At 67.7% G+C, this 22,776-nt stretch carries 22 protein-coding genes and 1 tRNA gene; 7 read left to right on the top strand and 16 right to left on the bottom strand.

Translation table 11 applies throughout. The features are described from left to right. The 4 genes from rho to ABYX71_RS03300 all read right to left on the bottom strand — a co-directional run. Positions 1–681 (bottom strand): transcription termination factor Rho (gene rho / locus ABYX71_RS03315; protein WP_372694900.1); only part of this gene is annotated, 681 nt, incomplete at its 3' end. Between the two features lie 227 nt (positions 682–908). Beyond that, positions 909–1,235 carry a thioredoxin TrxA gene (trxA, locus tag ABYX71_RS03310; protein ID WP_372694898.1) on the bottom strand — a complete coding sequence of 109 codons (327 nt, stop codon included), beginning with the start codon at positions 1,233–1,235 and terminating at the stop codon, positions 909–911. Between the two features lie 110 nt (positions 1,236–1,345). Further along, entirely contained in the window at positions 1,346–2,863 is a 1,518-nt protein-coding gene (locus tag ABYX71_RS03305; RefSeq protein ID WP_372694896.1) for a YifB family Mg chelatase-like AAA ATPase, read from the bottom strand. A 16-nt stretch (positions 2,864–2,879) separates the two neighbouring features. After that, positions 2,880–3,110, bottom strand: a complete 231-nt coding sequence (locus ABYX71_RS03300) for an accessory factor UbiK family protein (protein ID WP_372694894.1) — start codon at positions 3,108–3,110, stop codon at positions 2,880–2,882. Positions 3,111–3,429: 319 nt separating this feature from the next. Between ABYX71_RS03300 and glnK the strand changes: the two genes are divergently transcribed. The 3 genes from glnK to ABYX71_RS03285 all read left to right on the top strand — a co-directional run bounded on the left by glnK (position 3,430) and on the right by ABYX71_RS03285 (position 5,329). Continuing rightward, positions 3,430–3,768, top strand: coding sequence for a P-II family nitrogen regulator (gene glnK / locus ABYX71_RS03295; RefSeq protein ID WP_372694892.1), 339 nt, complete (start codon positions 3,430–3,432; stop codon positions 3,766–3,768). Positions 3,769–3,820: 52 nt separating this feature from the next. After that, positions 3,821–5,137: an ammonium transporter gene (locus ABYX71_RS03290; protein ID WP_372694890.1), complete on the top strand. Its 1,317-nt coding sequence runs from the start codon at positions 3,821–3,823 to the stop codon at positions 5,135–5,137. A gap of 116 nt (positions 5,138–5,253) precedes the next feature. After that, positions 5,254–5,329, top strand: a tRNA-Thr gene (locus ABYX71_RS03285). Between the two features lie 19 nt (positions 5,330–5,348). Here the strand turns inward: ABYX71_RS03285 and htpG are convergent. Beyond that, positions 5,349–7,226 carry a molecular chaperone HtpG gene (gene htpG / locus ABYX71_RS03280; RefSeq protein WP_372694888.1) on the bottom strand — a complete coding sequence of 626 codons (1,878 nt, stop codon included), beginning with the start codon at positions 7,224–7,226 and terminating at the stop codon, positions 5,349–5,351. A 183-nt stretch (positions 7,227–7,409) separates the two neighbouring features. On the opposite strand from htpG, the gene ABYX71_RS03275 reads away from it, so the two are divergent. Next, on the top strand, positions 7,410–7,838 hold the full coding sequence (locus ABYX71_RS03275) for a BphX family protein (RefSeq protein WP_372694886.1): 429 nt from the start codon (positions 7,410–7,412) through the stop codon (positions 7,836–7,838). Here the strand turns inward: ABYX71_RS03275 and ABYX71_RS03270 are convergent. Then, complete coding sequence (locus tag ABYX71_RS03270; RefSeq protein WP_372694884.1) at positions 7,826–8,731, bottom strand: alpha/beta fold hydrolase; 906 nt, start codon at positions 8,729–8,731, stop codon at positions 7,826–7,828. The two genes, ABYX71_RS03275 and ABYX71_RS03270, sit on opposite strands and share 13 nt — an antisense overlap. A 71-nt stretch (positions 8,732–8,802) precedes the next feature. On the opposite strand from ABYX71_RS03270, the gene alr reads away from it, so the two are divergent. Next, entirely contained in the window at positions 8,803–9,921 is a 1,119-nt protein-coding gene (gene alr / locus ABYX71_RS03265) for an alanine racemase (protein ID WP_372694882.1), read from the top strand. 4 nt (positions 9,922–9,925) lie between these two features. Further along, on the top strand, positions 9,926–10,318 hold the full coding sequence (locus tag ABYX71_RS03260) for a Rid family hydrolase (RefSeq protein ID WP_372694880.1): 393 nt from the start codon (positions 9,926–9,928) through the stop codon (positions 10,316–10,318). A gap of 13 nt (positions 10,319–10,331) precedes the next feature. Here ABYX71_RS03260 and ABYX71_RS03255 read toward each other — a convergent pair whose 3' ends face one another. From ABYX71_RS03255 to pyrC, 10 genes are all read right to left on the bottom strand, one after another. Further along, a complete protein-coding gene (locus ABYX71_RS03255) occupies positions 10,332–11,504 on the bottom strand; it encodes an inositol-3-phosphate synthase (RefSeq protein ID WP_372694878.1) in 1,173 nt (390 codons plus the stop codon). A gap of 138 nt (positions 11,505–11,642) precedes the next feature. Then, positions 11,643–12,878 (bottom strand): O-antigen ligase family protein, encoded by a 1,236-nt coding sequence (locus ABYX71_RS03250; protein WP_372694876.1) that lies wholly within the window; start codon positions 12,876–12,878, stop codon positions 11,643–11,645. Then, positions 12,875–13,993 (bottom strand): glycosyltransferase, encoded by a 1,119-nt coding sequence (locus ABYX71_RS03245; RefSeq protein WP_372694874.1) that lies wholly within the window; start codon positions 13,991–13,993, stop codon positions 12,875–12,877. Before ABYX71_RS03245 ends, ABYX71_RS03250 begins: the two co-directional genes overlap by 4 nt. After that, positions 13,993–15,417: a mannose-1-phosphate guanylyltransferase/mannose-6-phosphate isomerase gene (locus ABYX71_RS03240; protein ID WP_372694872.1), complete on the bottom strand. Its 1,425-nt coding sequence runs from the start codon at positions 15,415–15,417 to the stop codon at positions 13,993–13,995. The genes ABYX71_RS03245 and ABYX71_RS03240 overlap by 1 nt, the downstream gene beginning before the upstream one ends. A 105-nt stretch (positions 15,418–15,522) precedes the next feature. Continuing rightward, positions 15,523–15,954 carry an SRPBCC family protein gene (locus tag ABYX71_RS03235; protein ID WP_372694870.1) on the bottom strand — a complete coding sequence of 144 codons (432 nt, stop codon included), beginning with the start codon at positions 15,952–15,954 and terminating at the stop codon, positions 15,523–15,525. 36 nt (positions 15,955–15,990) lie between these two features. Further along, entirely contained in the window at positions 15,991–16,479 is a 489-nt protein-coding gene (locus tag ABYX71_RS03230; RefSeq protein WP_372694868.1) for a flavin reductase family protein, read from the bottom strand. A 38-nt stretch (positions 16,480–16,517) separates the two neighbouring features. Next, complete coding sequence (locus ABYX71_RS03225; protein WP_372694866.1) at positions 16,518–17,570, bottom strand: ABC transporter substrate-binding protein; 1,053 nt, start codon at positions 17,568–17,570, stop codon at positions 16,518–16,520. Positions 17,571–17,614: 44 nt separating this feature from the next. Next, a complete protein-coding gene (locus ABYX71_RS03220) occupies positions 17,615–18,772 on the bottom strand; it encodes a hypothetical protein (RefSeq protein WP_372694864.1) in 1,158 nt (385 codons plus the stop codon). A 90-nt stretch (positions 18,773–18,862) separates the two neighbouring features. Further along, positions 18,863–19,456: a CDP-alcohol phosphatidyltransferase family protein gene (locus ABYX71_RS03215; protein WP_372694862.1), complete on the bottom strand. Its 594-nt coding sequence runs from the start codon at positions 19,454–19,456 to the stop codon at positions 18,863–18,865. Positions 19,457–19,491: 35 nt separating this feature from the next. Further along, a complete protein-coding gene (gene pyrC / locus ABYX71_RS03210) occupies positions 19,492–20,523 on the bottom strand; it encodes a dihydroorotase (RefSeq protein WP_372694860.1) in 1,032 nt (343 codons plus the stop codon). Positions 20,524–20,705: 182 nt separating this feature from the next. On the opposite strand from pyrC, the gene aceE reads away from it, so the two are divergent. Further along, positions 20,706–22,776 (top strand): pyruvate dehydrogenase (acetyl-transferring), homodimeric type (aceE, locus tag ABYX71_RS03205; RefSeq protein WP_372694858.1); only part of this gene is annotated, 2,071 nt, incomplete at its 3' end.

Below are 22,776 nucleotides of genomic sequence, written 5' to 3'. Positions count from 1 at the left end.
GACCTCGCCGCGCACCGTGCGCCGCATGTCGGTGACTTCCTCCGGGCGCTCGTCGATGAGCAGCACCATCAGGTAGATGTCCGGGTGGTTGGCCGTGATCGAATGGGCGATCGACTGCAGCATCATGGTCTTGCCGGCCTTCGGCGGCGACACGATCAGGCCGCGCTGGCCCTTGCCGATCGGCGCCACCATGTCGATGATGCGCGGCGTGATGTCCTCGGTGGTGCCGTTGCCGCGTTCGAGCGTGAACCGCTCGTCGGCGAACAGCGGCGTCAGGTTCTCGAACAGGATCTTGTTGCGCGCGGCCTCCAGCGGCTCGAAGTTCAGCTGGTCGATCTTCAGCAGCGCGAAATACCGCTCGCCGTCCTTGGGCGGGCGGATCTTGCCGGAGATGGTGTCGCCGGTACGCAGCCCGAAGCGGCGGATCTGACTGGGCGAGACGTAGATGTCGTCCAGGCTCGCCAGGTACGAGTTGGTGTTCGAGCGCAGGAAACCGTAGCCGTCCGGCAGCAGTTCCAGCACACCCTCGCCGAAGATGTCCTCCCCCTTGCGGGCGTGCGCCTTGAGCAGGGCAAAGATGATCTCTTCCTTGCGCTGCCGGGCAGCACCTTCCAGGCGGGCTTCCTGGGCCATGGCCACCAGTTCGGCCACCGGCGTGGATTTAAGCGCGGTCAGGTTCATAGGGTTTTGTGCGGAATGGGCGGCGAGCGCCGCGATGGGCCGGAACGGCACCGTTCAGGGAACGGCCCGGGAGACGGGCCGGGAAAGGAAACTTTTCAGGAAACGTGCTATTTCGTTAACTGCGACAGGCGGCACCCAGCGAGCGAACAGCTCACCATGACGCCCGTCGCTTCACTCCGACTCCGTCCATCACGCCACCACGAGGTCACGAGCCGGCGTTGCCCGGATCAGAGGTTGCTGTCCAGCCAGGCCGCCAACTGGGACTTCGACAGTGCCCCGACCTTGGTCGCCTCGACGTTGCCACCCTTGAACAGCATCAACGTCGGGATACCGCGAATACCGTAGCGCGGCGGCGTCTTGGGGTTCTCGTCCACGTTCAGCTTGGCCACCGTCAGGCGTCCGGCGTATTCCTTGCCCACTTCGTCCAACACCGGCGCGATCATCTTGCACGGCCCGCACCACTCGGCCCAGTAGTCCACAAGAACCGGTTCTGACGCTTGCAGGACATCCTGTTCGAAGGAGTCGTCGGTTACGTGCTTGACGTGTTCGCTCATAGGGAATCGATGACCTGGGCGTTCAGGAATGGGCACGGCGGCGGCTTTGCACCGGGCCGGCAACGGGAAACAAGGGGTCTGTCCGCATTCTAGTGCGTGCCGGACGCAAGTCAACAACCGCCGTGGTGGCGGCGATCGAGCAACCGGTACTGCAGTGCCTGCGCCAGGTGGGCCTGCTGCAGGGACTCGCTGCCCGCCAGGTCGGCGCAGGTACGGGCGATGCGCAGCACCCTGTGCGTGGCCCTGGCAGACAATCCCAGGCTGGCGATGGCGCGGGCCAGGAACTGCCGCTGGTCATCATCCAGGCGGCAATACCGGCGCAAGGCCGCCGCATCGAGGCGGGCGTTCAGGGTGCCGCAGCGCGCCATTTGCACCGCCTGCGCCGCCTGCACCCGCTCCCGCACGCGCGCCGACGGTTCGGCGGCCCCGCTTTCCTGCGACAGCAGCACGGCGTGATCCACCGGCGGCAGCTCCAGGTGCAGGTCGATACGGTCAAGCAAGGGCCCGGACAGGCGGCCGCGATAGCGGCGCACCTGCTCGGGCGTGCAACGGCAACGACCGGCCGCATCGCCCAGGTACCCGCAAGGACACGGATTCATGGCCGCCACCAACTGGAAACGAGCCGGAAACCGCGCCTTGAATGCCGCCCGCGCGATGCTGATGTGCCCCGATTCCAGCGGCTCGCGCAACACCTCGAGCACCTGTCGGTCGAACTCGGGCAGCTCGTCCAGGAACAGCACGCCGTGATGGGCGAGCGATATCTCGCCCGGCCGCGGGTTGGTGCCGCCACCGGCCAGCGCGGCGGCCGAGGCGGTGTGGTGCGGTGCACGCACCGGCCGCTGGCGCCACTGCGTCACCTCGAACCCCCCGACGCTGACCGACTGCACGGCAGCCGCCTCCAGCGCCTCCTGCTCGCTCAGCGGTGGCAGGATGCCGGGCAGCCGATTGGCCAACATGGTCTTGCCGGCACCCGGCGGGCCGATCATCAGCAGGCTGTGACCGCCGGCCGCCGCGATCTCCAACGCCCGACGGGCGGCCGGCTGGCCACGCACGTCGGCCAGATCGGGCCCGTCGTCCGCGCCCTGCGCGGCTCGCCGGCTGGCCCTCGGCAATCGCGCACTGCCGGTCAGATGCGCGCACACGTCCAGCAAATGGGCTGCGCCGTAGACAGGCAGATCAGGCGCCAGCGCCGCCTCGGCGGCGTTGTCCTGCGGCAGGATCAACTGCGCACCAACCTGTTGCGCCTGCAACGCCACCGGCAGCACGCCGCGTACCGGCCGCAGTTCGCCGCCCAGGCCAAGCTCGCCGATGAATTCGTAGCCGGCCAGAGACTCCAGCGGCAACTGGCCGGAAGCGGCCAGAATGGCCAGGGCAATGCCCAGATCGAAGCGCCCACCCTCCTTCGGCAGATCGGCCGGCGCCAGGTTGATGGTGACGCGACGGGCCGGAAACTCGAACCCGCTCGTCAGCAGCGCGCTGCGCACGCGGTCGCGCGCCTCGCGCACGGCAGTCTCCGGCAGCCCGACCAGCGACAGCGCCGGCAGGCCGCCGGTCAGGTGCGCCTCGATGGTGACCCGTGGCGCGTCGATGCCGGACTGGGCGCGACTGTGCAGAACTGCCAGCGACACGCGACGGCGCCGGCTTTCAGGGAGCCTGTTGCTGGGCCAACCGTGCGGCCAGCGCGTCGACCTGCCCCTGCAACCGATCCAGTCGCGTCCGCGCGTCTTCCAGCAGGGCCCGCTGCACCTCGAACTGCTCACGACTGGGCAGGCCCAGACGTTGACTCAGGTTCTCCGTGGCAAGGCTGCGCAGGCCGTCCAGCTCGCTGGCGATGCCGTGCAACCAGTGCAGAGGCGAGGACGGGGAATCGGTCATGGCGCGGCCTCCCGGCGATACCCGTTATCAAGTTCACGCTGGCGCCCCACACTGGGGCATGCCAGGAATTCGAATGCACTAATACGGTGCTATGTGAACCTGCGCGATCCCGCGCGGCCCGCCAGCGACTATACCCCAATGCCCTGCGGCAACTTTGGCATGCGCCGTGCTTTATGTGCGCTACTGGTACACGCCGGTTAAGCCCACTGCACGCACCCGCTCCCGCGGGGCGCGAACCGCTGGTGGTTTATGTCGCGGTACCGGGCCGGGCCTCGATTTCAAGGCTGGCCCGTGTGTCGTATTGCTGAGGAGTACTGCAATGAAGATGGTCTGCGCGGTTATCAAGCCGTTCAAGCTGGACGATGTGCGCGAGGCGCTGTCGGGCGTCGGGGTGCAAGGCATCACCGTCACCGAGGTGAAGGGTTTCGGCCGACAGAAGGGCCACACCGAGTTGTATCGCGGCGCCGAGTACGTGGTGGATTTCCTGCCCAAGGTGAAGATCGAGGTGGCGGTGGACGAGGCGGACGTGGATCGCGTCATCGAGGCCATCAGCACCTCCGCCAATACCGGCAAGATCGGCGACGGAAAAATCTTCGTCTACGACCTCGGCCAGGTCATCCGCATCCGCACCGGTGAAACCGGCGCCGATGCGCTGTGACGCCGCACGGCGACACTCATGAAAAATTTCATTTAGGCGAGGGAGCAAATCGATGAAAACCCTGAAGCGACATGGCCTTGCCGCGGCAACGGCCGGTCTGTTCATGCCCGGCCTGGCACTGGCCGAGGACACCCTGAACTCCGGCGATACGGCATGGATGCTGACAGCCACCGCGCTGGTGCTGTTCATGACCATCCCCGGCCTGGCGCTGTTCTATGGCGGCCTGGTACGCAGCAAGAACGTCCTGTCGGTGCTGATGCAGTGCTTTGCCATGGCCGCGCTGATGTCCGTGCTGTGGGCGATCTACGGCTACAGCCTGGCGTTCGACACCACCGGCATGGAAGCCGGCGTCACCAACTTCAGCAGCTTCGTCGGCGGACTCGGCCTGGCGTTCCTGAGTGGCGTCACCGTGGACAGCATGACCGGCACGATTCCGGAAACGGTCTTCATGACCTTCCAGATGACGTTTGCCATCATCACACCGGCGCTGATCGTCGGCGCCTTCGCCGAGCGCATGAAGTTCTCGGCCATGCTGTGGTTCATGGCGCTGTGGTTCACCATCGTCTATGCGCCCACCGCACACATGGTGTGGGGCGGTGACGGCGGCCTGATGTGGGACTGGGGCGTGCTGGATTTCGCCGGTGGCACCGTGGTGCACATCAACGCCGGTGTCGCCGCGCTGGTGGCCTGCATCGTGATGGGGCCCCGCAAGGGCTATCCGACCACTGCCATGCCACCGCATAACCTCGGCTACACCCTGATTGGTGCATCCATGCTGTGGGTCGGCTGGTTCGGCTTCAACGCCGGCAGCGCGGTCGCCGCCGACGGCACCGCCGGCATGGCCATGGCCGTGACGCAGATCGCCACCGCCGCCGCGGCGCTGGGCTGGATGTTCATCGAGTGGATCAGCCACGGCAAGCCCAGCGTGCTGGGCATCGCCTCCGGGGCGGTTGCCGGCCTGGTCGCCATCACCCCGGCGTCCGGCTTCGTCGGCCCGATGGGTGCGCTGGTGATCGGCGCCGTGGCCGGTGTGCTGTGCTTCCTGGCCGCCACCAAGATGAAGCGCGCCTTCGGTTATGACGACTCGCTGGACGTGTTCGGCGTGCACGGCATCGGCGGCATCATCGGTGCCCTGCTGACCGGCGTGTTCGCGGCCTCCAGCCTGGGCGGCTCGCAGGAAGGCCTCAACATAGCTGCACAGCTGTGGATCCAGTTCAAGGGCGTGCTGGTCAGCGTGGTCTTCAGCGGCGTGGTCAGCTACGTGATCCTGAAGGTGCTCGACCTGGTGATCGGCCTGCGCGTCACTGCCGAGCAGGAGACCGAGGGCCTGGACCTGGCCCTGCACGACGAGCGCGGCTACAACCTGTAAGCACGCACGTCCTGCGACACGCAAAGGGCGGGAAGACCTTGGGTCTTCCCGCCCTTTTTCTTTGCCCGTCAGGCTGCCTGTATGACCGGCCGGCGCTGTGTAAAATGCCCAGCCAAGCTGGCGTAGCTCAGTCGGTAGAGCAGCTGATTTGTAATCAGCAGGCCGCGGGTTCGACTCCTGCCGCCAGCACCATCCCTCCGAACACCGGCGCTCAGGCGCCCAGCAGCAGGCGGTTCAGGCGCTGCACGAACTGCGCCGGCTGCTCCAGCTGCCCACCCTCTGCAAGCAGGGCCTGGTCGTACAGAAGCTGCGCCCAGTCGTCGATCTGCTCGCTGCCCTTGACCCGCGCCAGCAGCGGGTGTCTCGGGTTGATTTCAAGTACCCGCTTGTTTTCCGGCACATCCTGGCCAGCGGACTTCAGCAACCGCTCGAGGGTGCCGGACATCGCTTCCTTGCCCGCCACCAGACACGCCGGCGACTCGGTCAGGCGCTCGGACAGGCGCACCGACTCGACCGTGCCGGCGAGCGCCGCCTGCAGTGCGCTGACAGTAGGCGCCCAGTCGGCATCGGCCACCGGCGTCGGCGCGCTGTCGGCCGGGCCGAGCGCCTCCAGGTCGAGATCGCCATCGGCCGCGGACTGCAGGGGTTTGCCGTCGAAATTCGGCAGGCTGTTGACCAGCCATTCATCGATGCGATCCCCGAGCAACAGCACCTCGACCCCGCGTGCCCGCAGGCCCTCCAGGTGCGGCGAGGCGGCAGCCGCCGCCACCGAGTCGGCGGTCAGGTAGTAGATCGCCTGCTGGCCGTCCTTCATGCGTGCCACGTAGTCGGCCAGTGACACCGTCGACGAGGCCTCGCGCGTGCTGGCGAACCGCAGCAGGCCGGCGATGCGCTCGCGGTTGCCGTGATCCTCGACCACGCCCTCCTTGAGCACCCGGCCGAACAGCCCCCAGAAGCGGTTGTACTTTTCCGTGTCCTCGCGCGCCATGTCCTCGAGCAGACCCAGCACGCGCCGCGTGCTGCCGGCACGGATGCTGTCCACCACCTTGCTGCCCTGCAGGATCTCGCGCGACACGTTCAGCGGCAGGTCGTCGGCGTCGATCACCCCGCGCACGAAGCGCAGGTAGGCCGGCAGCAGGTGCGCTGCGTCATCCATGATGAACACCCGCTTCACATACAACCGCACGCCATGGCGGCGCTCGCGGTCCCACAGGTCGAACGGCTCGCGCGCCGGCACGAACAGCAGCGCCGTGTACTCGTGGGTGCCTTCGATGCGGCTGTGCAGCTGCGCCAGCGGCGGCTCGATGTCGTAGCTGAGCTGCTTGTAGAAGGCGTCGTATTCGTCCTGGCCGATTTCGCTGCGCGGCCGGGCCCACAGCGCGGTGGCCTGATTCACCGTCTCCCAGGCGGGCGGGCTGTCGGCGTCCGCCGCCGCGTCGTCGCCCGACGCCGGCTCGCCCGGCATCCGCACCGGGAAGGTGATGTGATCGGAGTAGGTGCGGATGATCGATTTCAGGCGCCAGGGGTCGGCAAACTCGTGTGCGTCCTCGCGCAGGTGCAGCACGATTTCGGTGCCGCGCGGCGCGCTGACGGTCTCGAGCGTGTAGTCGCCCTCGCCGGCCGACTGCCAGCGCACGCCCTGCGCCTGCGGCTCACTGGCGCGGCGGGTGGTGAGCGTCACCCGGTCGGCGACGATGAAGGCCGAGTAGAAACCCACCCCGAACTGGCCGATCAGGCGTGCATCCTGCGTCTGGTCACCCTGCAGCGACTGCAGGAACTCGGCCGTGCCGGAGCGCGCGATGGTGCCGATGTTGGCGATCACCTCTTCCCGGCTCATGCCGATGCCGTTGTCGCGCACCGTCACGGTGTGCGCCTGCGGATCACACTCCACCTCGATGCGCAGCTCGCCGCCGCCCTCCAGCAGGGCGGGCTCGCGATAGCCCTCGAAACGCAGCTTGTCGAGCGCGTCCGAAGCGTTCGAGACCAGCTCCCGCAAAAAGATCTCGCGATTGCTGTACAGGGAATGAATCATCAGTTTCAGCAGTTGCCGCGTTTCGGTGGCAAAGCTGAGCGTTTCGGCCTGTGACATGGTGTGCCTCGTTCGATGCTGGCTGTGACGGACGGCGGACGCCGATCGCCTCTCAATGGGGACGGCCGCGCCCGGTTGCAAGGGGGGCGCCGACGGATGGTGGCCGGCAGTGGCGTTTGCCATACTCGCCGGGCGGACGCCGCCATCTGGCGGCCCCTCGGGAATCACACAGGGAGCAGTGTCATGAAAACCGCCCGCGCCTTCTTCATCGGCATCGGCATCTTCTATGCCGTGTTCAATTTTCTCGGCACGTTGCCGTTCTCGACCGCCGGTTTCCTGGGCACCATGTATCCGGGTGTCGACCTGCACATGGGCGAGCCGATCTTCCAGCTGCTGCAGGACGCCTGGATCATCGTCGGCATCCAGCTGGGCGCCATCGGCCTGGTGGCACTGTGGGGGGCCCGCGACCCGCACCGCTATGCCGCGGTGATTCCGGTGGTCATCGTGACCGAGGTGGTCGACGGCCTGTGGGACCTGTACAGCATCATCTGGAGCCACGAGGTGGCCTGGATGGGCATCCTCACCGTGGTCATCCACGTGGTGTGGATCGCCTGGGCGGTGGCCGCCTGGCGGGCGCTGTTCCCGCGCGACGGCGCCGCTCAGGCCGCCTGACCCAGAAAGGCTCGATCGATCGCCGCCCACACCTGCGCCTGAATGGCCGGCGCCTCCTGCAACAGCTCGTGCCGGCCACCGTCTATCCACCGCACCTCGGCCTGCGCCAGGCCGGACGCGAAGGCCTGCGCCGCACGACTGTCCACGACTTGGTCGTGGCCGGCCAGCAGCAGCGTCAGTGGGGTGGTGATGGACGCCGCCACGCCCGGCGCGTGCAGCCGATCCACCGACCTGAACGCGGCCGCCAGCCAGTACCAGTCGACCCGGCCAAAGGCGAGTTGCGGGTCGGCTTCGATGCGCCGGCGCAGGCGCTCGTAACTGGCGCGGTCCGAGGTGAATGGATTGACGGTGAACGGGATGCGCAACGGCGTGTAATGCCGCCGCCCCGGCAACCAGCGCTGGCCCAGTCCCAGACCGATCATCAGCCGCGCCAGTGCCCGCGCCAGCCGAACCGGCGTGCCACCGGTACGGATCCCGATCATCGGCGCGCACAAGACCGCCCGAGCGACTGCTCGCGGCCGGCGCTGCAGGTGGCGCAGCGCCAGGTGGGCGCCCATGGAGTGAGCCAGCAACAGGGGCGGCCCGCCAAGCCACGCACTGTCCAGCACCTCGGCCAGGTCCGCCAGGTGCCGCTCGAACACCATCGCCGGGTCGCCGTCACCCGGCGGCGAATGCCCCTGACCGCGCCAGTCGAAGCTCATCACCTCGAACCCGCGCGCGGTCAGTCCGCTCGCCACCTCGGTGTACTTCTCCAGGAACTCCGACAATCCCTGCAGCACGAGCACGCGCCCGCGCACGCACCCAGCCGGGCGCCAATGCCCGCACCGCAGCGCCCCACCGTCCCCGGCCGTCAGCCAGTTGATCTCGAATGCGGGTCTGGCCGGGATGCTCATCGGTGTCTCTTGCTCGCCGGAACGGAGGTTGGCAGTGGCAAAATGCGCGCTTGCCCCACCGGCTGAGCGCCATGGATCCAAGCCCTCCCGCCGACCTGCCGTCGCGGGCCGCCACGCTGAGCGTCGACCTCGACGCCATCGCCGCCAATTATCTCTGGTTCGCGCAGCGCGCCGCGCCAGCGGCCTGCGCTGCCTGCGTCAAGGCGGATGCCTACGGCCTGGGCCTGGCACCGGTCGCCCGGACACTGTGGGACACCGGTTGTCGGGAATTCTTCGTCGCCACGGCCGGTGAGGGCACCGCGCTGCGGCAACTGTTGCCGCGGGCACTGATCTACGTCCTGAACGGCTTCCTGCCGGGCGAACAATCGCTGTTGCGCGACGCCAACCTGACGCCCGTGCTGAATGCACCGGCCCAGGTGGCGGCGTTCGAGGCGCAGTTCCCGGCGGGCACGCCCGCTGCCCTGCAACTGGACACCGGCATGACCCGGTTGGGACTCGACACGCGGGACATCGACGCCCTGTCATCGCGCTGGCGCCGACCGGGAGCCGTCACCCTGCTGTTGTCGCATCTCGCCTGCGCGGATGAACCGGAACATCCGATGAACACGCAGCAACTGGCGCGCTTTCGCGCCGCCTGGCAGGCCCTGGGGCGCCCGCGCGCCAGCCTGGCCAACTCCTCCGGCGTACTGCTGGGGAGCGAGTGGCACTTCGACCTGGTGCGCCCCGGCGCCGGTCTGTACGGCCTGAACCCGCGACCGGCGGACGCCAACCCGCTGCGCCCGGTCGTACGCCTGCACGCCCCGGTGCTTCAGGTGCGCAGCGTGGCCAGCGACGTCAGTGTCGGTTACGGCGCCACCTACCGCACGCCGGCACCCGGCAGGATCGCCACGGTGGCCTGCGGTTATGCCGACGGCTATCCACGCGCCGCCGGCAACCGTGCCCACGCCATGCTGCGCGGCCGGCGTGTGCCGCTGATCGGACGGCTGTCGATGGACCTGCTGACGCTCGACGTCGGCACACTGCCTGCGGATCAGCCATCCCCCGGCGACCAGGCGGAACTGCTCGGTCCCGGACATGACATCGACGCCCTGGCCGACGCCGCCGGTACCATCGGTTACGAGTTGCTGACCCATCTGGGCCGGCTGTGCCGACGGCGCTACCATGCCGCTGAGGGCCAGCAGCCGGAGTAGTGCCATGCACGTGACCCGCTACACCGTCGGCAGCGTCGGTGAGGAAGCCTTCGGCTTCTGTCAGGCGGTGCGCCGCGGCGCCTATGTCGCATTGTCCGGCAGTACCGGACGCACCGCCGACGGACGCATCGTGCCGGGCGGCGCCTACCCGCAAACGCGCCAGGCCATCGAGAACCTGCAAACGGCACTGGCGGCACTCGGCGGCAGCCTGGCGGACGTGATCCGCACGCGGGTGTTCATCATCGACATGACCGAGTGGGAGGCCATCGCCCGCGCCCACTGCGAGGCGTTCGCCGAACACCCACCGGCCAGCAGCCTGATCGGTGTGAACGCACTGTTCGAGCCGGATCTGCTGGTAGAGATCGAGGCCGACGCCATCATCGACGCGTCGGCCTGAAGCATCCCCCGGGTCAGCGGCTGCCGGTGGTTGCCTGGGCCGCGGCGCCCGCGCCGCGCTGGGCGGCCACCTCGGCCAGCTTCTCCTTCCAGGTGCCGTCGATGAAGGCCTCGGTCAGGCGATAGGCATCATCATCGGTGTACTGCACCGGCGGGTGCTTGCAGAAAAACGCGGACGGCGGGTGCAGCACGCCGCCCTCGCCACGATCCAGCGCCAGCTTGCAGCAACGGATGGTGTCGATGGCGACCCCGGCCGAATTGGGCGAGTCCTCCACCGACAGCCGAAGCTCCAGGTTGAACGGCACGTCGCCGAACATGCGCCCCTCGATACGCAGAAAACACACCTTGTTGTCGTTCTGCCAGGCCACGTAGTCGGACGGGCCAACGTGGATGTTCTGGTCGTCGAAGCGACTGGCCGCCACCGACTGCACGGCCTCGGTCTTGGAGCGCTTTTTCGACTTCAGCCGGCTCAGGTTGAGCATGTTCAGAAAGTCGGTGTTGCCGCCCGTGTTCAGCTGATAGGTGCGATCGATGGTCACGCCACGCTTGCGGCACAGGTCGGTCAGCGCCCGGTGGGTGATGGTGGCCCCCAGCTGCGCCTTGATGTCGTCACCGATGATCGGCAGGCCGGCCTGCTCGAAACGGGCGGCCCACTGCGGGTCACTGGCGATGAACACCGGAATGTTGTTGACGAAGCCACACCCGGCCTCAAGCGCACAGGCGGCATAGAAGCGCGTGGCCTCCTCGGAGCCGACCGGCAGGTAATTGAGCACCATCTCGGCGCCGGATTCGCGCAGGACCCGCACCACCTCGGCCTGACTGGGCTGCGCCGCGTCAGCCGGCACGAACGTGCGCTCCGGCGGATGCTCGGCCATGTGCTCCGAATACCCGTCCAGCACACACCCCATGCGCACGATGGCGCCCGTGGGGGGCACCTCGCTGCAGAAAACAGTGGTGCAGTTGGGCGGCGCAAAGATCGCCTCGGACACGTCGCGACCCACCTTGCGACTGTCGATATCGAACGCCGCCACCACCTCGATGTCGCCCGGTGCATAACCACCGATGTCCCAGTGCATCAGGCCGATGGCCTGCTCAGGATCCCGGCTGCGGTAGTACTGAACACCCTGCACCAGCGAACTGGCGCAATTGCCGACACCTACGATCGCGATCCTGATTTTTTCTCGCATCTGGGCCTCGTCACTGAATGGTCATGTCGTTATGGCAACTTGCAGTGTGACGGCGTCTGCGTCGCCGCCATCCCGCCAGCGTTCAGTTTCACCCGATTCGTCCCCGGTCTGCGCTGCGCAGACGCAAGAACGGGCGCGCTATTCTGAGCGATCGACCGACGCCGGCCAAGCACCCGGGGCCGCATCGCTCGCGCCGCCGATAGCCGGCCGCAGGCGATACCCCAGCAGGACCCCCACCGGCAGCCAGAAATAGAACCAGATGCCTTGCGGCGAGTTCAGCAGCCGCGCCCCGTCGGTCATCATGCACAGGGCGCTGAAGGTCAGCGCCAGCAGCCAGGCCGGCCGCCCCCCGGCGGCCAGACCCCATGCCGTCTGGGCGGCGAACAACAGCACGCATATCAGCAGCGCCAGCGCCGGCACGCCACCGTACAAGGTGGTGGACAGGTAGATGTTGTGTGGATGCTCGACCAGGTACATGCCCCGGCGCGGCGCACGGGCAGGCACCTGCACGCTGTCGTCGGTCAGCGCCCCCTCGCCCGACCACGGCCGCTGCGCAATGCGCTCCGCGACCGACTGCCACACGGCCAGCCGATACGAATCGCCGCGCTGCAACAGCCGCTCGACACCGTGTCCGCTCACCAGCAGGAGCGTCACGACCGCCAGCGTTGCCGCCGTAACGCCGGCCAGCAGCCGCCAGCGGCCGAGCAGAACCCCGCCGAGGCCGGCACTGGCCAGCACGGCCGCCAGCGGCATGCGACTGCCGGTCAACACCACGCCCCCGAACAGAATCAACGCCACCCCCACCCACATCACGCGCTGGCGGGCCGCAGGCAACACGTGAAACACCACCACCAGCAGGCACACACCCAACATCATCGCGGCCTCGTTGGGGTTGTATACCGGCCCGTGATAGCGCAGCCGCGCGCTCCAAGGCTGACCCTGATAGAACAGCGCGATCGAAATGAGCGTGCCGGCCGCGGCGGCGAGCATCACAAACCGCAACGCCCGCTCCCAGCTGTCGGGCCGTCGAGCGACGACGCAGGCCAGCGTCGCCAGATAGACCAGCAGGTAAGGCAACGCCTTGGCCTCGTGCCACCATTCGCCGGCACTCACGCCCACGCTCCACCAGCCACTGACGGTGAGGTACCCCAACAGGGCCACGACCGCCATCCCCAAACGCTGGCCGGCCAGCCACGACCAGTCCCGAAAGCGCACCATCAACAGCGCCGGAGCCAACACCAGCGCGTAATAGCTGTTGTTCAGCCCCTTGCCGCTGGGCACAAGGAAGAAACACGCGAGCACTACCGCCAGAGCGGGCGTCAGCCGCTCCGGTCCGTGCCGACGCCAACGGGCCCAGCGCGTCGCCTCGGTCACTGAACATCTCCGATGGCACCGCGCGCCAGTGTTTGCAGATGGGCAAAAAAGCGCGGCGGCGAAAATTGCGACGCCCAACGCGCACGCAGCGCCGCCGCCACCCGCGCGCGCGCTTCCGCCGACCGATACAGACGCTCGAGCGCCGCCGTCAGGGCGGCTTCATCCGCCGGCGGCACCAGCACACCCTGGCCGCCCAGCACCGCCGGCACGCCCCCCGTGTCGGATGCGATTATCGGACGTGCCGCCGCCATGGCCTCGGCGATCGCCAGCCCAAAGCCCTCTTCACGCGACGGAAACACGCACACCTCGAAGGCACTCAACAGTGCCCGCACGTCGGCACGCCAGCCACAAAACGCCACCTGCTCGGCAATCTTCAGGCTGTGGCTGAGCTCCCGCAGCGCCGCCTCCTCACGCCCGCTGCCGACCAGCGCCAGGCCGACACCGGGGTGCTGCCTGGCAAGCGGCGCGAATGCGCGCAACAACACGTCATGGCCCTTGACCGGCACCAGCCGCCCCACCGAACCGAACCAGAACCTGTGTGGCGCCAGCCGCAGCACCGCACGCGCCCGCGCCGGGCTAAGCAGCGAATGATCGCTGACGGCGTTGGGCAAGCTTTGCACCTGCGATGCTGGCAGGCGGGGGAAACGGGCCACCAGGTCCGCGCGCACTGCGTCGGAAACACCGAGCAGCGTCAACGGCGTGGCATGGGCACGCTTGATCACGCCGCGCCGGCGCCCTTCGAACTGGCCGATTTCGTGCACCACACCGAACACGTGACGCGCCGCGTGCAGCCGCCGCAGCGCCAGCGCGAGGGTGAGAGCCTTGTAGCGATGCGCCACAATCAGGTCAAAACGCTGCCCCGCACACGCCCGCCACACACGCCACAACGCGGGCAGGCGCAAGCCCTCGAGCGCCTCGCGTGGCAGATTCAGAAAGTGCGTACGCGGCCCTGCTGCAGCCGCCAGGGCAGGATCGGGCGCGCCGCGCAGAAACATCAGCGTGCTCTCGAACGGCGGCTGATCCAGAGCCTCCCGATACAGCCCGTACAGCTCTGTCAGGTAATACGGGTCAGGACACAGGTGCAGAACCCGGCACACCGGAGCAGATCGCGCCATCAGGCCCCGCTTCGACCGTAGTGGTCCTCGAGCCGCACGATGTCGTCCTCGCCCAGGTAGCTGCCGGACTGCACCTCGATGATCTCCAGGTCGATGCGACCGGGATTCTCCAACCGGTGCACCGAACCGATGGGGATGTAGGTGGACTGGTCCTCGGACAGCATCCGCACCTGGTCGGCGCAGGTCACCCGCGCGGTCCCCTTGACCACGACCCAATGCTCGGCGCGGTGATGATGCATCTGCAAGGACAGGCTGGCGCCCGGACGCACCACGATCCGCTTGACCTGGAACCGCTCACTACGGACCAGCCCTTCATAGGATCCCCACGGCCGCAGCACCTGGCGATGCACCATCGACTCGTCCCGTCGCTGCGCCTTCAGGCGTTCCACCAGGCGCTTGACGTCCTGCGCGCGTGCACGGTCGGCAACCAGCACCGCGTCGGCGGTTTCCACAATCACATGGTCACGCACACCCAGTGCCGCGACCAGCCGCGACTCGCTGTGAATGAGGCTGCCACTGACGTCCTCGGCCAGCACATCGCCACGAATCACATTGCCGCCCGCATCGGCCGCCTGCACATCGAGCAAGGCATCCCAGGAGCCTACGTCGCTCCAGCCCGCATCCAGCGGCACAACGACGGCCCGATCGGTGTGCTCCATGACGGCATAGTCGACCGAATCGGTCGGCGCCGTCAGGAACGGCTCGCGCGCCACGCGCACGAAGTCGAGATCCGCTTGCAGGTCATCACAGGCCGCGCGACAGGCAGCCAAAATAGCCGGTGCGTGGCGCTCGAGTTCCGTCAGGTAGGCGCCCGCGGTGAACAGAAACATGCCGCCATTCCACAAGTACTCGCCGCTGGCGAGATATCCCGCGGCACGCGTGGCATCCGGTTTTTCCACGAACGCCCGTACCTGCTTCGCCGGGCCGCCGGGCGTCAGCGGATCTCCGACGTGGATATACCCGTAGCCGGTCTCGGCACGCGTGGGAACGACACCAAACGTCACTAACGCACCGTCGCGCGCCGACGGCTCGCCCGCCAGTACGGCCTGCTGCAAGGCCGCCGGGTCAGCGATCACATGATCCGACGGCAGCACCAGCAGCAGGGCATCACCGTTACCCTGGCGCTGGGCGTGCAACGCGGCCAGCGCCACCGCGGGCGCGGTGTTGCGGGCCGCCGGCTCGAGCAGAATGTGGCCGCCGCCCGCATCCACCTGACGCAACTGCTCGGCGACCAGGAAACGGTGTTCCTCGTTGCACACCACCAGCGGGGCCTGCGCCTGGGGCAGCCCACGCAGCCGCAACGCCGTCTCCTGCAACAGGCTGCGCTCGGCCACCAGCGGCAGGAACTGCTTCGGGTACAACTCGCGCGACAGGGGCCAAAGCCGCGTACCGGCACCACCAGACAGAATGACGGGAATGATCATCGGCGCAGTTCGGCGAGGTGGGAAGGGATTGCGTCGCATTCGAGCGCAAGCGCACGAGGCCTGCCGGCGATTGTAGCCCGCGATGTGCGTCCGGTCTGAGACCGACTACGCAACGGCTCCTGGCGTGCCGCCACCTTCCAGCTTCGCCTTGGCCGAGGCCAACCCCTCACGGTACACCTCGCGGATAAAGGCCTCTGCATCGACCGGCGCACCCGCCGACGTGGTGAACGTGGCCGTCCAGGTGATGCGAGAACCGCTGCTCGACGGCGTCACTGCTATGCGTGACCGGTAGTCCTCGCACGGCAGGACGCCGGCGATGGCAGTGTACTCGTAGCAGCGCGCCTTTTCGTCACGAAATTCCTGGCGCTCGGTCAGCGAAGCGCCGTCGGGCAACGTCAGATGACGCAACGCGCCGACACCCGTACCCTCGACCTCACTTCTGGCCACCGCCGGGAACCAGCTGACCAGACCGGCGAAATCGCCGACCAGCGCCCACGTCCTGTCGGGCGACCCGGCGACGTCGATGGTTTCGGACACGCTTGCCGCCCCCATCGCCGCCTCCGGCGTGCCGGCTCAGGCCGGCAACGTCTGGTAGCCGCTGCGGAAATACAGCAGCGGCGGCAGCGCCTCACCCACCGCCGCCTGCTTGATCTCGCCAACCACGATGACGTGATCGCCACCGTCGTACTCGGCGTACAACGTGCAGTCCAGATAGCCGATGGTGCCCTCGATGATGGGCGCGCCGGTGACGCCCGTGCGGGTCCGCACCGCGTCCATCTTCTCCGGACCGCCCTTCTTGGCCAGACCGTTCGAGACGTCCTGCTGCGACTGCGCCAGGATGTTGACGCTGAAAGTGCCCGCGGCCTGAATGACTTTCAGCGTCTCGGACTCGCGCACCAGCGCGAACAGCGCCAGCGGCGGATCCAGCGACAGGGAACTGAACGAGTTGACGGTGATGCCGTAACGCCGACCGTCGGCATCACTGGCACACACCGCGGTGACCCCGGTGCAAAACTGGCCGAACACCTGGCGCAGGGCCTTGGGGTCGAGCGGACTGGTCATGCTGGCTCCCTGATCGTGCTGTGGAGGAAATGAGGTGATCAATCGACCCAGGGGATGCCCTCGGCCGCGTACGCCTCGCGCAGCAGGTCGGTGGCCAACCAGTCCCGGGTCGAAAAGTTCTGCTCGATGAAGCCATGCGAGTGCAGGAAGCTTTTCATGACCTCCAGCGTCTCGATCAGCCGCACACTCAGTTCCGGCTTCAGTTTCTGGTGAATATCGGCGGTGTAGTAGGTGTCGATATCGGCCGGCGTGACGCCGGTCTCGCGCGCCATGGCGGCAGTGGCCTCCGCCGTGTTCTGCGGTTGCGCCGCCCAGGTGGCGGCCTTCAGCAGGATGCGCGCATAGCGCACGACCGCGTCCGGGCGCTCGCGCACCAACGAGTTGCTGACCGTCAGCAACCGCGGCGTGGCGTTGTTGACCTTGGCCCACAGCGGCTTGGCCTCGATCAGGTTGTACAGCATGCGAATGCCGCCGCCGGACTCACGCTGCATGGCCGCGATCTCGCCGCCCTTGGCGAAGAACGCGTCCACCTTGCCGTCGAGCAGCGCGCGCAGCTGACAGTGGTAATACGACGGCTGCTGCCGGGTCTGGGCGTCTGCGAAGCCGGGGTTGATCAGGTCATGGTGGTCGCCGGTCTCCACCACATCCACAAACTGTGCGTCCCCTTCACCCAAGCCGTGGAGCTCCAGCGCCGACACAAAGGCCTTCTGCGCGGCGAAGCGGAAAAAGTTCATGATCAGATCGGGCCACACGGGCAGCGCCAGCCGCTTGCCGGCCAGATCACGCACCGAGTCGATGGCATCATCCGCACGCACGAACAGTCCCAGTGTTTCCTCGACGAAGCTGATACCCAGCAGCGAGGTGTCCGCACCACGCGAGCGCGCCCACACCGGCGGTGACCCGCCTCCCTCGCGAAAGGAGTCCGCCAGCGTGTGGGCGAAGTGGGTATTCGCCTGCTCGCGACCCAGTTCCTTGATGTTGCGCACCGCGCAATCGGTGCCGGCAAACTCGCTGTCGAACAGCTTGAGCTGGTAGGCGACGCCCGAGGCGGTGGGCACCGGACAGCGGGTGTACCAGATGGTGCGGGACATGCGGTCTAGCTTCCTTGAAAAAGTTGGTGCGGTAACGGGGCGTCTCAGACGCCAATCTCGAGTTCGTGCTCGAAGGCGAAATCCGGATCACCGTGAGCGCGCACTTTCTCGCGCAGCGCGGGCTGGTCCAGGAACACGAAGCGCCCCTTGTCCCACAGCTTCTCGCCATCGAACTCAATGGTCGGATCGACCACCGGAATCGACATCTCGCCCGGCTGCACGGCGCCGATGGTGTGGAAATGCACGATCCGCGGATTGGCGTGCACCATGTACATCCACTGGTCGAGCCCCTGATCCGGACCCGCGGTGACGCCGCAGCGAGGATTGATGCCGGCGTGCCAGGAGTTGACCAGGTAGGGCTCCTTGCCCATCTCGCCGCCACACTTTTCCATGTAGGCGCGCAACTGCGACACCGCCTCGGCATCGCCGTCGAAACCGGTGATGCGGCCGTTCTCGATCTCGATCATGACCGGGCTGGGCAGCGCAATGCCGTTGGGCTCGAACACATGGATACCCGACGGCGTCAGCCAGCGCACCGCCAGACGTCCACTGGCCTGCATGCTGTCGAACACCTGACACACTCCCAGCGGGAAGGTGCGCAGGGTGAAACCGTCCCCGGTCGCCTTGGCGTCTTCCGCCTTCGGCGCATCGGCCTTGGCCGGCTTCGGCGACTGCCCGGGCGGCGCGATGGTCCCGCTGAAATCACTGCCCAGCGGACACGTGATACGCCACTGTCTGGCCTGTCCCAGGCGTGGCCCCAGGTTCTTGAGCACCTCCAACCAGACGGTGTACGGCACCTGCCCGAACGGCGACCCGAGCTGATCCCAGGTCTGCAGGAAATTCAGCATCTTCATGCCGCGACCGTTGAACGGAACCATCCGCAGCACGCCGGCGATCATGTGGTTGAACACCGTCACATCCGGCGACTCGAAGGCCTTCACCACCGACGGCGGCATGTCCTCCGGCCCCTTGACCGTGTCGGTCCACATCACGTGGACGCGCCCACCGAGCTTGCGCGCCTCGTCCTCGATGACGTCCGACACCGCCGCTTCCGTGATGCCGTTCTCGTTCAGGATCAGCACCTCGTCGCCGGCCTTCATGCCGCACCCGCCCACAAGCATGTTGCGTGCGGCACGCCTCACGTCGTCCTCGGAATAACGGCGCGGGGCCGGATTCACCGACAAACGTTCCAGGGTACCCATGGGTCAGCCTCCTCGAATATATGTGTATGCAGTCTTACACCGAATGGTAGGCGCAGCCCGCCGGCATTGGCAATGCGGCCGGAGCGAGGCTCACGCGCTGTCGGCCAGCGTCCGACGCACATGCAGGACACGCTCGCCGACCGTGTAGAACGACAACGCCGCCAGCACCAGCACGGCCACACCCGGCAGCCCGATCAGCAGACCCACGACCAGCAAGGCCACCCGTTCGGCGCGGCTCATCAGGCCGACCTTGCACTCTAGGCCCAGCGCCTCGGCACGGGCTCGTGTATAGCTGACCAGCAGCGATCCCAGCAGCGCCAGCACCGTCAACGCCACCACGGTCGGTCGGCCAGTGACGGCGAACTGATAGGCCAGGGCCGCCAGGATGGCACCCTCGCCGATGCGGTCCAGCGTGGAGTCGAAGAACGCACCGAATGGCGTCGCCTGCCCGGTCTGGCGCGCCAGCATGCCGTCGATCACGTCACCGACGGCGGCCAGCAACAACACCAGCGCCCCCAGGCGCAAACCGCCACCGGCAATGCACAGCGCCGCCAGCAGGCAGACACCGAGGGACGCCACCGTCACCTGATTGGGCGTTACCTGGCGCGCCGCCAAACGGTCGACCAACGGCTGCAGGCGCTCCCGCACTGCAGGTTCACAGCGTTCTCGAAGGCTCTCGAACATGCTTGGTCTCCCCATTCATCGATAACGAATCACGATCACTCGACAAGCCGCCAGGCGAGTTGTCCGCCGGCGCGCAGCGGCACCAGCCGGTCGTCGCCGAACGGCAGGCTTTCCGGCACCGCCTGCGGTGCCCGACGCAGGGTCAGCGTACCGGTGTTGCGCGGCAGGCGATAGAAGTCGGCACCGTGATGGCTGGCGAACGCCTCGAGCCGGTCCAGCGCACCGGCCTGCTCGAACGCCTCCGCATACAGCTCGATACCCGCATGCGCGCTGTAGATACCGGCGCAGCCGCAGGCGCTGTGCTTGTCGCCGCGCGGGTGCGGGGCGCTGTCGGTGCCCAGGAAGAACTTCGGATCGCCCGAGAGCGCTGCCGCCAGCACCGCCGCGCGGTGCTCCTCACGTTTCAGTACCGGCAGACAGTAGTGATGCGGGCGCAGGCCGCCCTCGAACAACGCGCCGCGGTTCATCGACAGGTGCTGCGGGGTGATGGTGGCCGCCACCCCGGGCCGTGCGGCGCGCACGAACGCGACCCCCTCGCGCGTGGTGATGTGCTCGAGCACCACACGCAGGCCCGGGAACCGCGCCACCAGTGGCGCCAGATGGCGTTCGATGAACACCGCCTCGCGGTCGAACACGTCGACCGCCGGGTCGGTGACCTCGCCGTGCACCAGCAGCGGCAGGTCGATGGCCTGCATCGTCTCCAGCTGGGGGTAGATCGCCTCCACCCGCCGCACCCCGGCGTCCGAATGCGTGGTCGCACCGGCCGGATAGAGCTTGACGCCAACCATGCCGGCGGCCTTGGCCGCCTCCAGTTCCCGCGCCGGCGTGGCCTCGGTCAGGTACAGCGTCATCAGCGGCTCGAAGTCGGAGCCCGCCGGCAGCGCTGCCAGGATGCGTTCCCGGTAAGCCTGCGCCGCCGCCACCGTTGTCAGCGGTGGGCGCAGATTCGGCATCACCACCGCCCGCGCAAACCGCCGGGCGCTGTCGCCCAGCACGGCCGCCAGCGCCGGCCCGTCACGCAGGTGCAGGTGGCAGTCGTCGGGGCGCGTCAGTGTCAGCGTATCCATGGTCCGGGCATCGTGGCAGTGAGTCTCCCCATTATCCCGCCAGCCGGGGCACGCCGGAGCAGCCGGAGGCGCTGCTAAACTTGCCGCCAGTCGGGGTCACCCCCCGGCCGGCTTGCGGGTGGCGGCAGACACAGGCCGCCGAACCCGCTCCGGTTGCTCAACCATCCTGCGGAGATCCTGCAATGAATAAACCGGACAGCGGCCTGTCCGGCGCGGCCGGCCGAGTCGCGCACGACGTAGACCCGTTCGAAACGCGTGACTGGCTCGACGCCCTGCGCTCGCTGACTGCCGTGGAAGGCGAGGCGCGCGCCCGCTTCATCCTCGAAACCCTGTTCGACGAAGCCCGCCGCCTGGGCCTCGACCTGCCCCAGGGCCTGCACACCGCCTACCTGAACACCATACCGGCCAGCCAGCAGCCGCCGTACCCGGGCGACCAGCAGATCGAAGGCCGCATTCGCGCCGCGCTGCGCTGGAATGCCATGGCCATGGTGACCCGGGCAAACCGCGAATCGACCGAGCTGGGCGGCCACATAGCCAGCTACGCCTCGCTGGCCACCATCTACGAAGTCGGCTTCAACCACTTCTTCCGCGCCTCGACCGACGGCGCCGACGGCGACCTGGTGTTCTTCCAGGGCCATACCTCACCGGGCATGTACGCCCGCGCCTTCCTGGAAGGCCGCCTGAGCGAGCGTGACCTGGACCACTTCCGCCAGGAACTGGCCGACGGCGGCGGCCTGTCGTCCTACCCGCACCCGTGGCTGATGCCGGAGTTCTGGAACCTGCCCACGGTGTCCATGGGGCTGGCGCCGATGATGGCCATCTACCAGGCCCGTTTCATGGCCTACCTGGATCGTCGCGGCCTGGCGCCCATGAACGATCGCAAGGTCTACGCCTTCCTCGGCGACGGCGAGATGGACGAGCCCGAGTCACGCGGCGCGCTGGCGGTGGCCGGACGCGAGAAGCTCGACAACCTGATCTTCATCGTCAACTGCAACCTGCAGCGCCTGGACGGCCCGGTACGCGGCAACGGCAAGATCATCCAGGAACTCGAAGGCGAGTTCCGCGGCAACGGCTGGAACGTCATCAAGGTGGTCTGGGGCACCGAGTGGGACGACCTGCTCGAGCGCGACCGCAGCGGCCTGCTGCGCCAGCGCATGGAGGAGGCCGTCGACGGTGAGTACCAGGCCTACAAGGCACGCGGCGGCGAGTACACGCGCGAGCGCTTTTTCGGCAAGTACCCGGAACTGCTGCGCCTGGTCGAGCACCTGTCGGACGACGACATCTACCGCCTGCGTCGCGGTGGCAACGACCCGCTGAAGATCTTCGCCGCCTTCGACGCCGCCGTGCGTCACCGCGGCCAGCCGACGGTCATCCTGTTCAAGACCGTCAAGGGCTACGGCATGGGCACCGCCGGCGAGGGCCAGAACATCACCCACCAGCAGAAAAAGATGACGGACGAGCAGGTGCGCGCCTTCCGCGACCGCTTCCGCATCCCGGTGCCCGACGACAAGCTGGCCGAGATCCCCTACTACAAGCCGGCCGAAGACAGCCCCGAAATGCAGTACCTGCGGTCCCGGCGCGAGGCCCTCGGCGGCTATCTGCCGGCGCGCCGCGCCCACGCCCCGCGCCTGACCGTGCCGGGCCTGGATGCCTTCGCCAAGAGCCTGGAAGGCAGTGGCGACCGCGACATCTCCACCACCATGGCCTTCGTGCGCATCCTCACGCAGCTGACCAAGGACAAGAACGTCGGCCGCCACCTGGTGCCCATCGTGCCGGACGAGGCGCGCACCTTCGGCATGGAAGGCCTGTTCCGCCAGCTGGGCATCTATGCCCCCGAAGGGCAGCTGTACGAGCCCGAGGACGCCGGGCACTTCATGTTCTACCGCGAGGACGCGCAGGGACAGATCCTCGAGGAAGGTATCAACGAAGCCGGCGCGTTCTGCTCGTGGATCGCGGCCGGCACCTCGTACGCCACGCACGGCGTGTCGATGATCCCCTTCTACATCTTCTATTCGATGTTCGGCTTCCAGCGCATCGGCGATTTCGCCTGGGCCGCCGCCGACATGCGCACGCGCGGCTTCCTGATCGGGGGCACCGCCGGACGCACCACGCTGGCCGGCGAGGGCCTGCAGCACCAGGACGGCCACAGCCACCTGCTGGCGGCCACCATCCCCAACTGCATCGCCTACGACCCCGCCTTCATCTACGAGCTGGCGGTGATCATCCAGGACGGCATGCGGCGGATGTACGAGG

The sequence above is a fragment of the Immundisolibacter sp. genome, assembly GCF_041625615.1.
In the GTDB taxonomy this organism is placed as follows: domain Bacteria; phylum Pseudomonadota; class Gammaproteobacteria; order Immundisolibacterales; family Immundisolibacteraceae; genus Immundisolibacter.
This window is presented reverse-complemented; position numbering and strand designations above follow the sequence as displayed.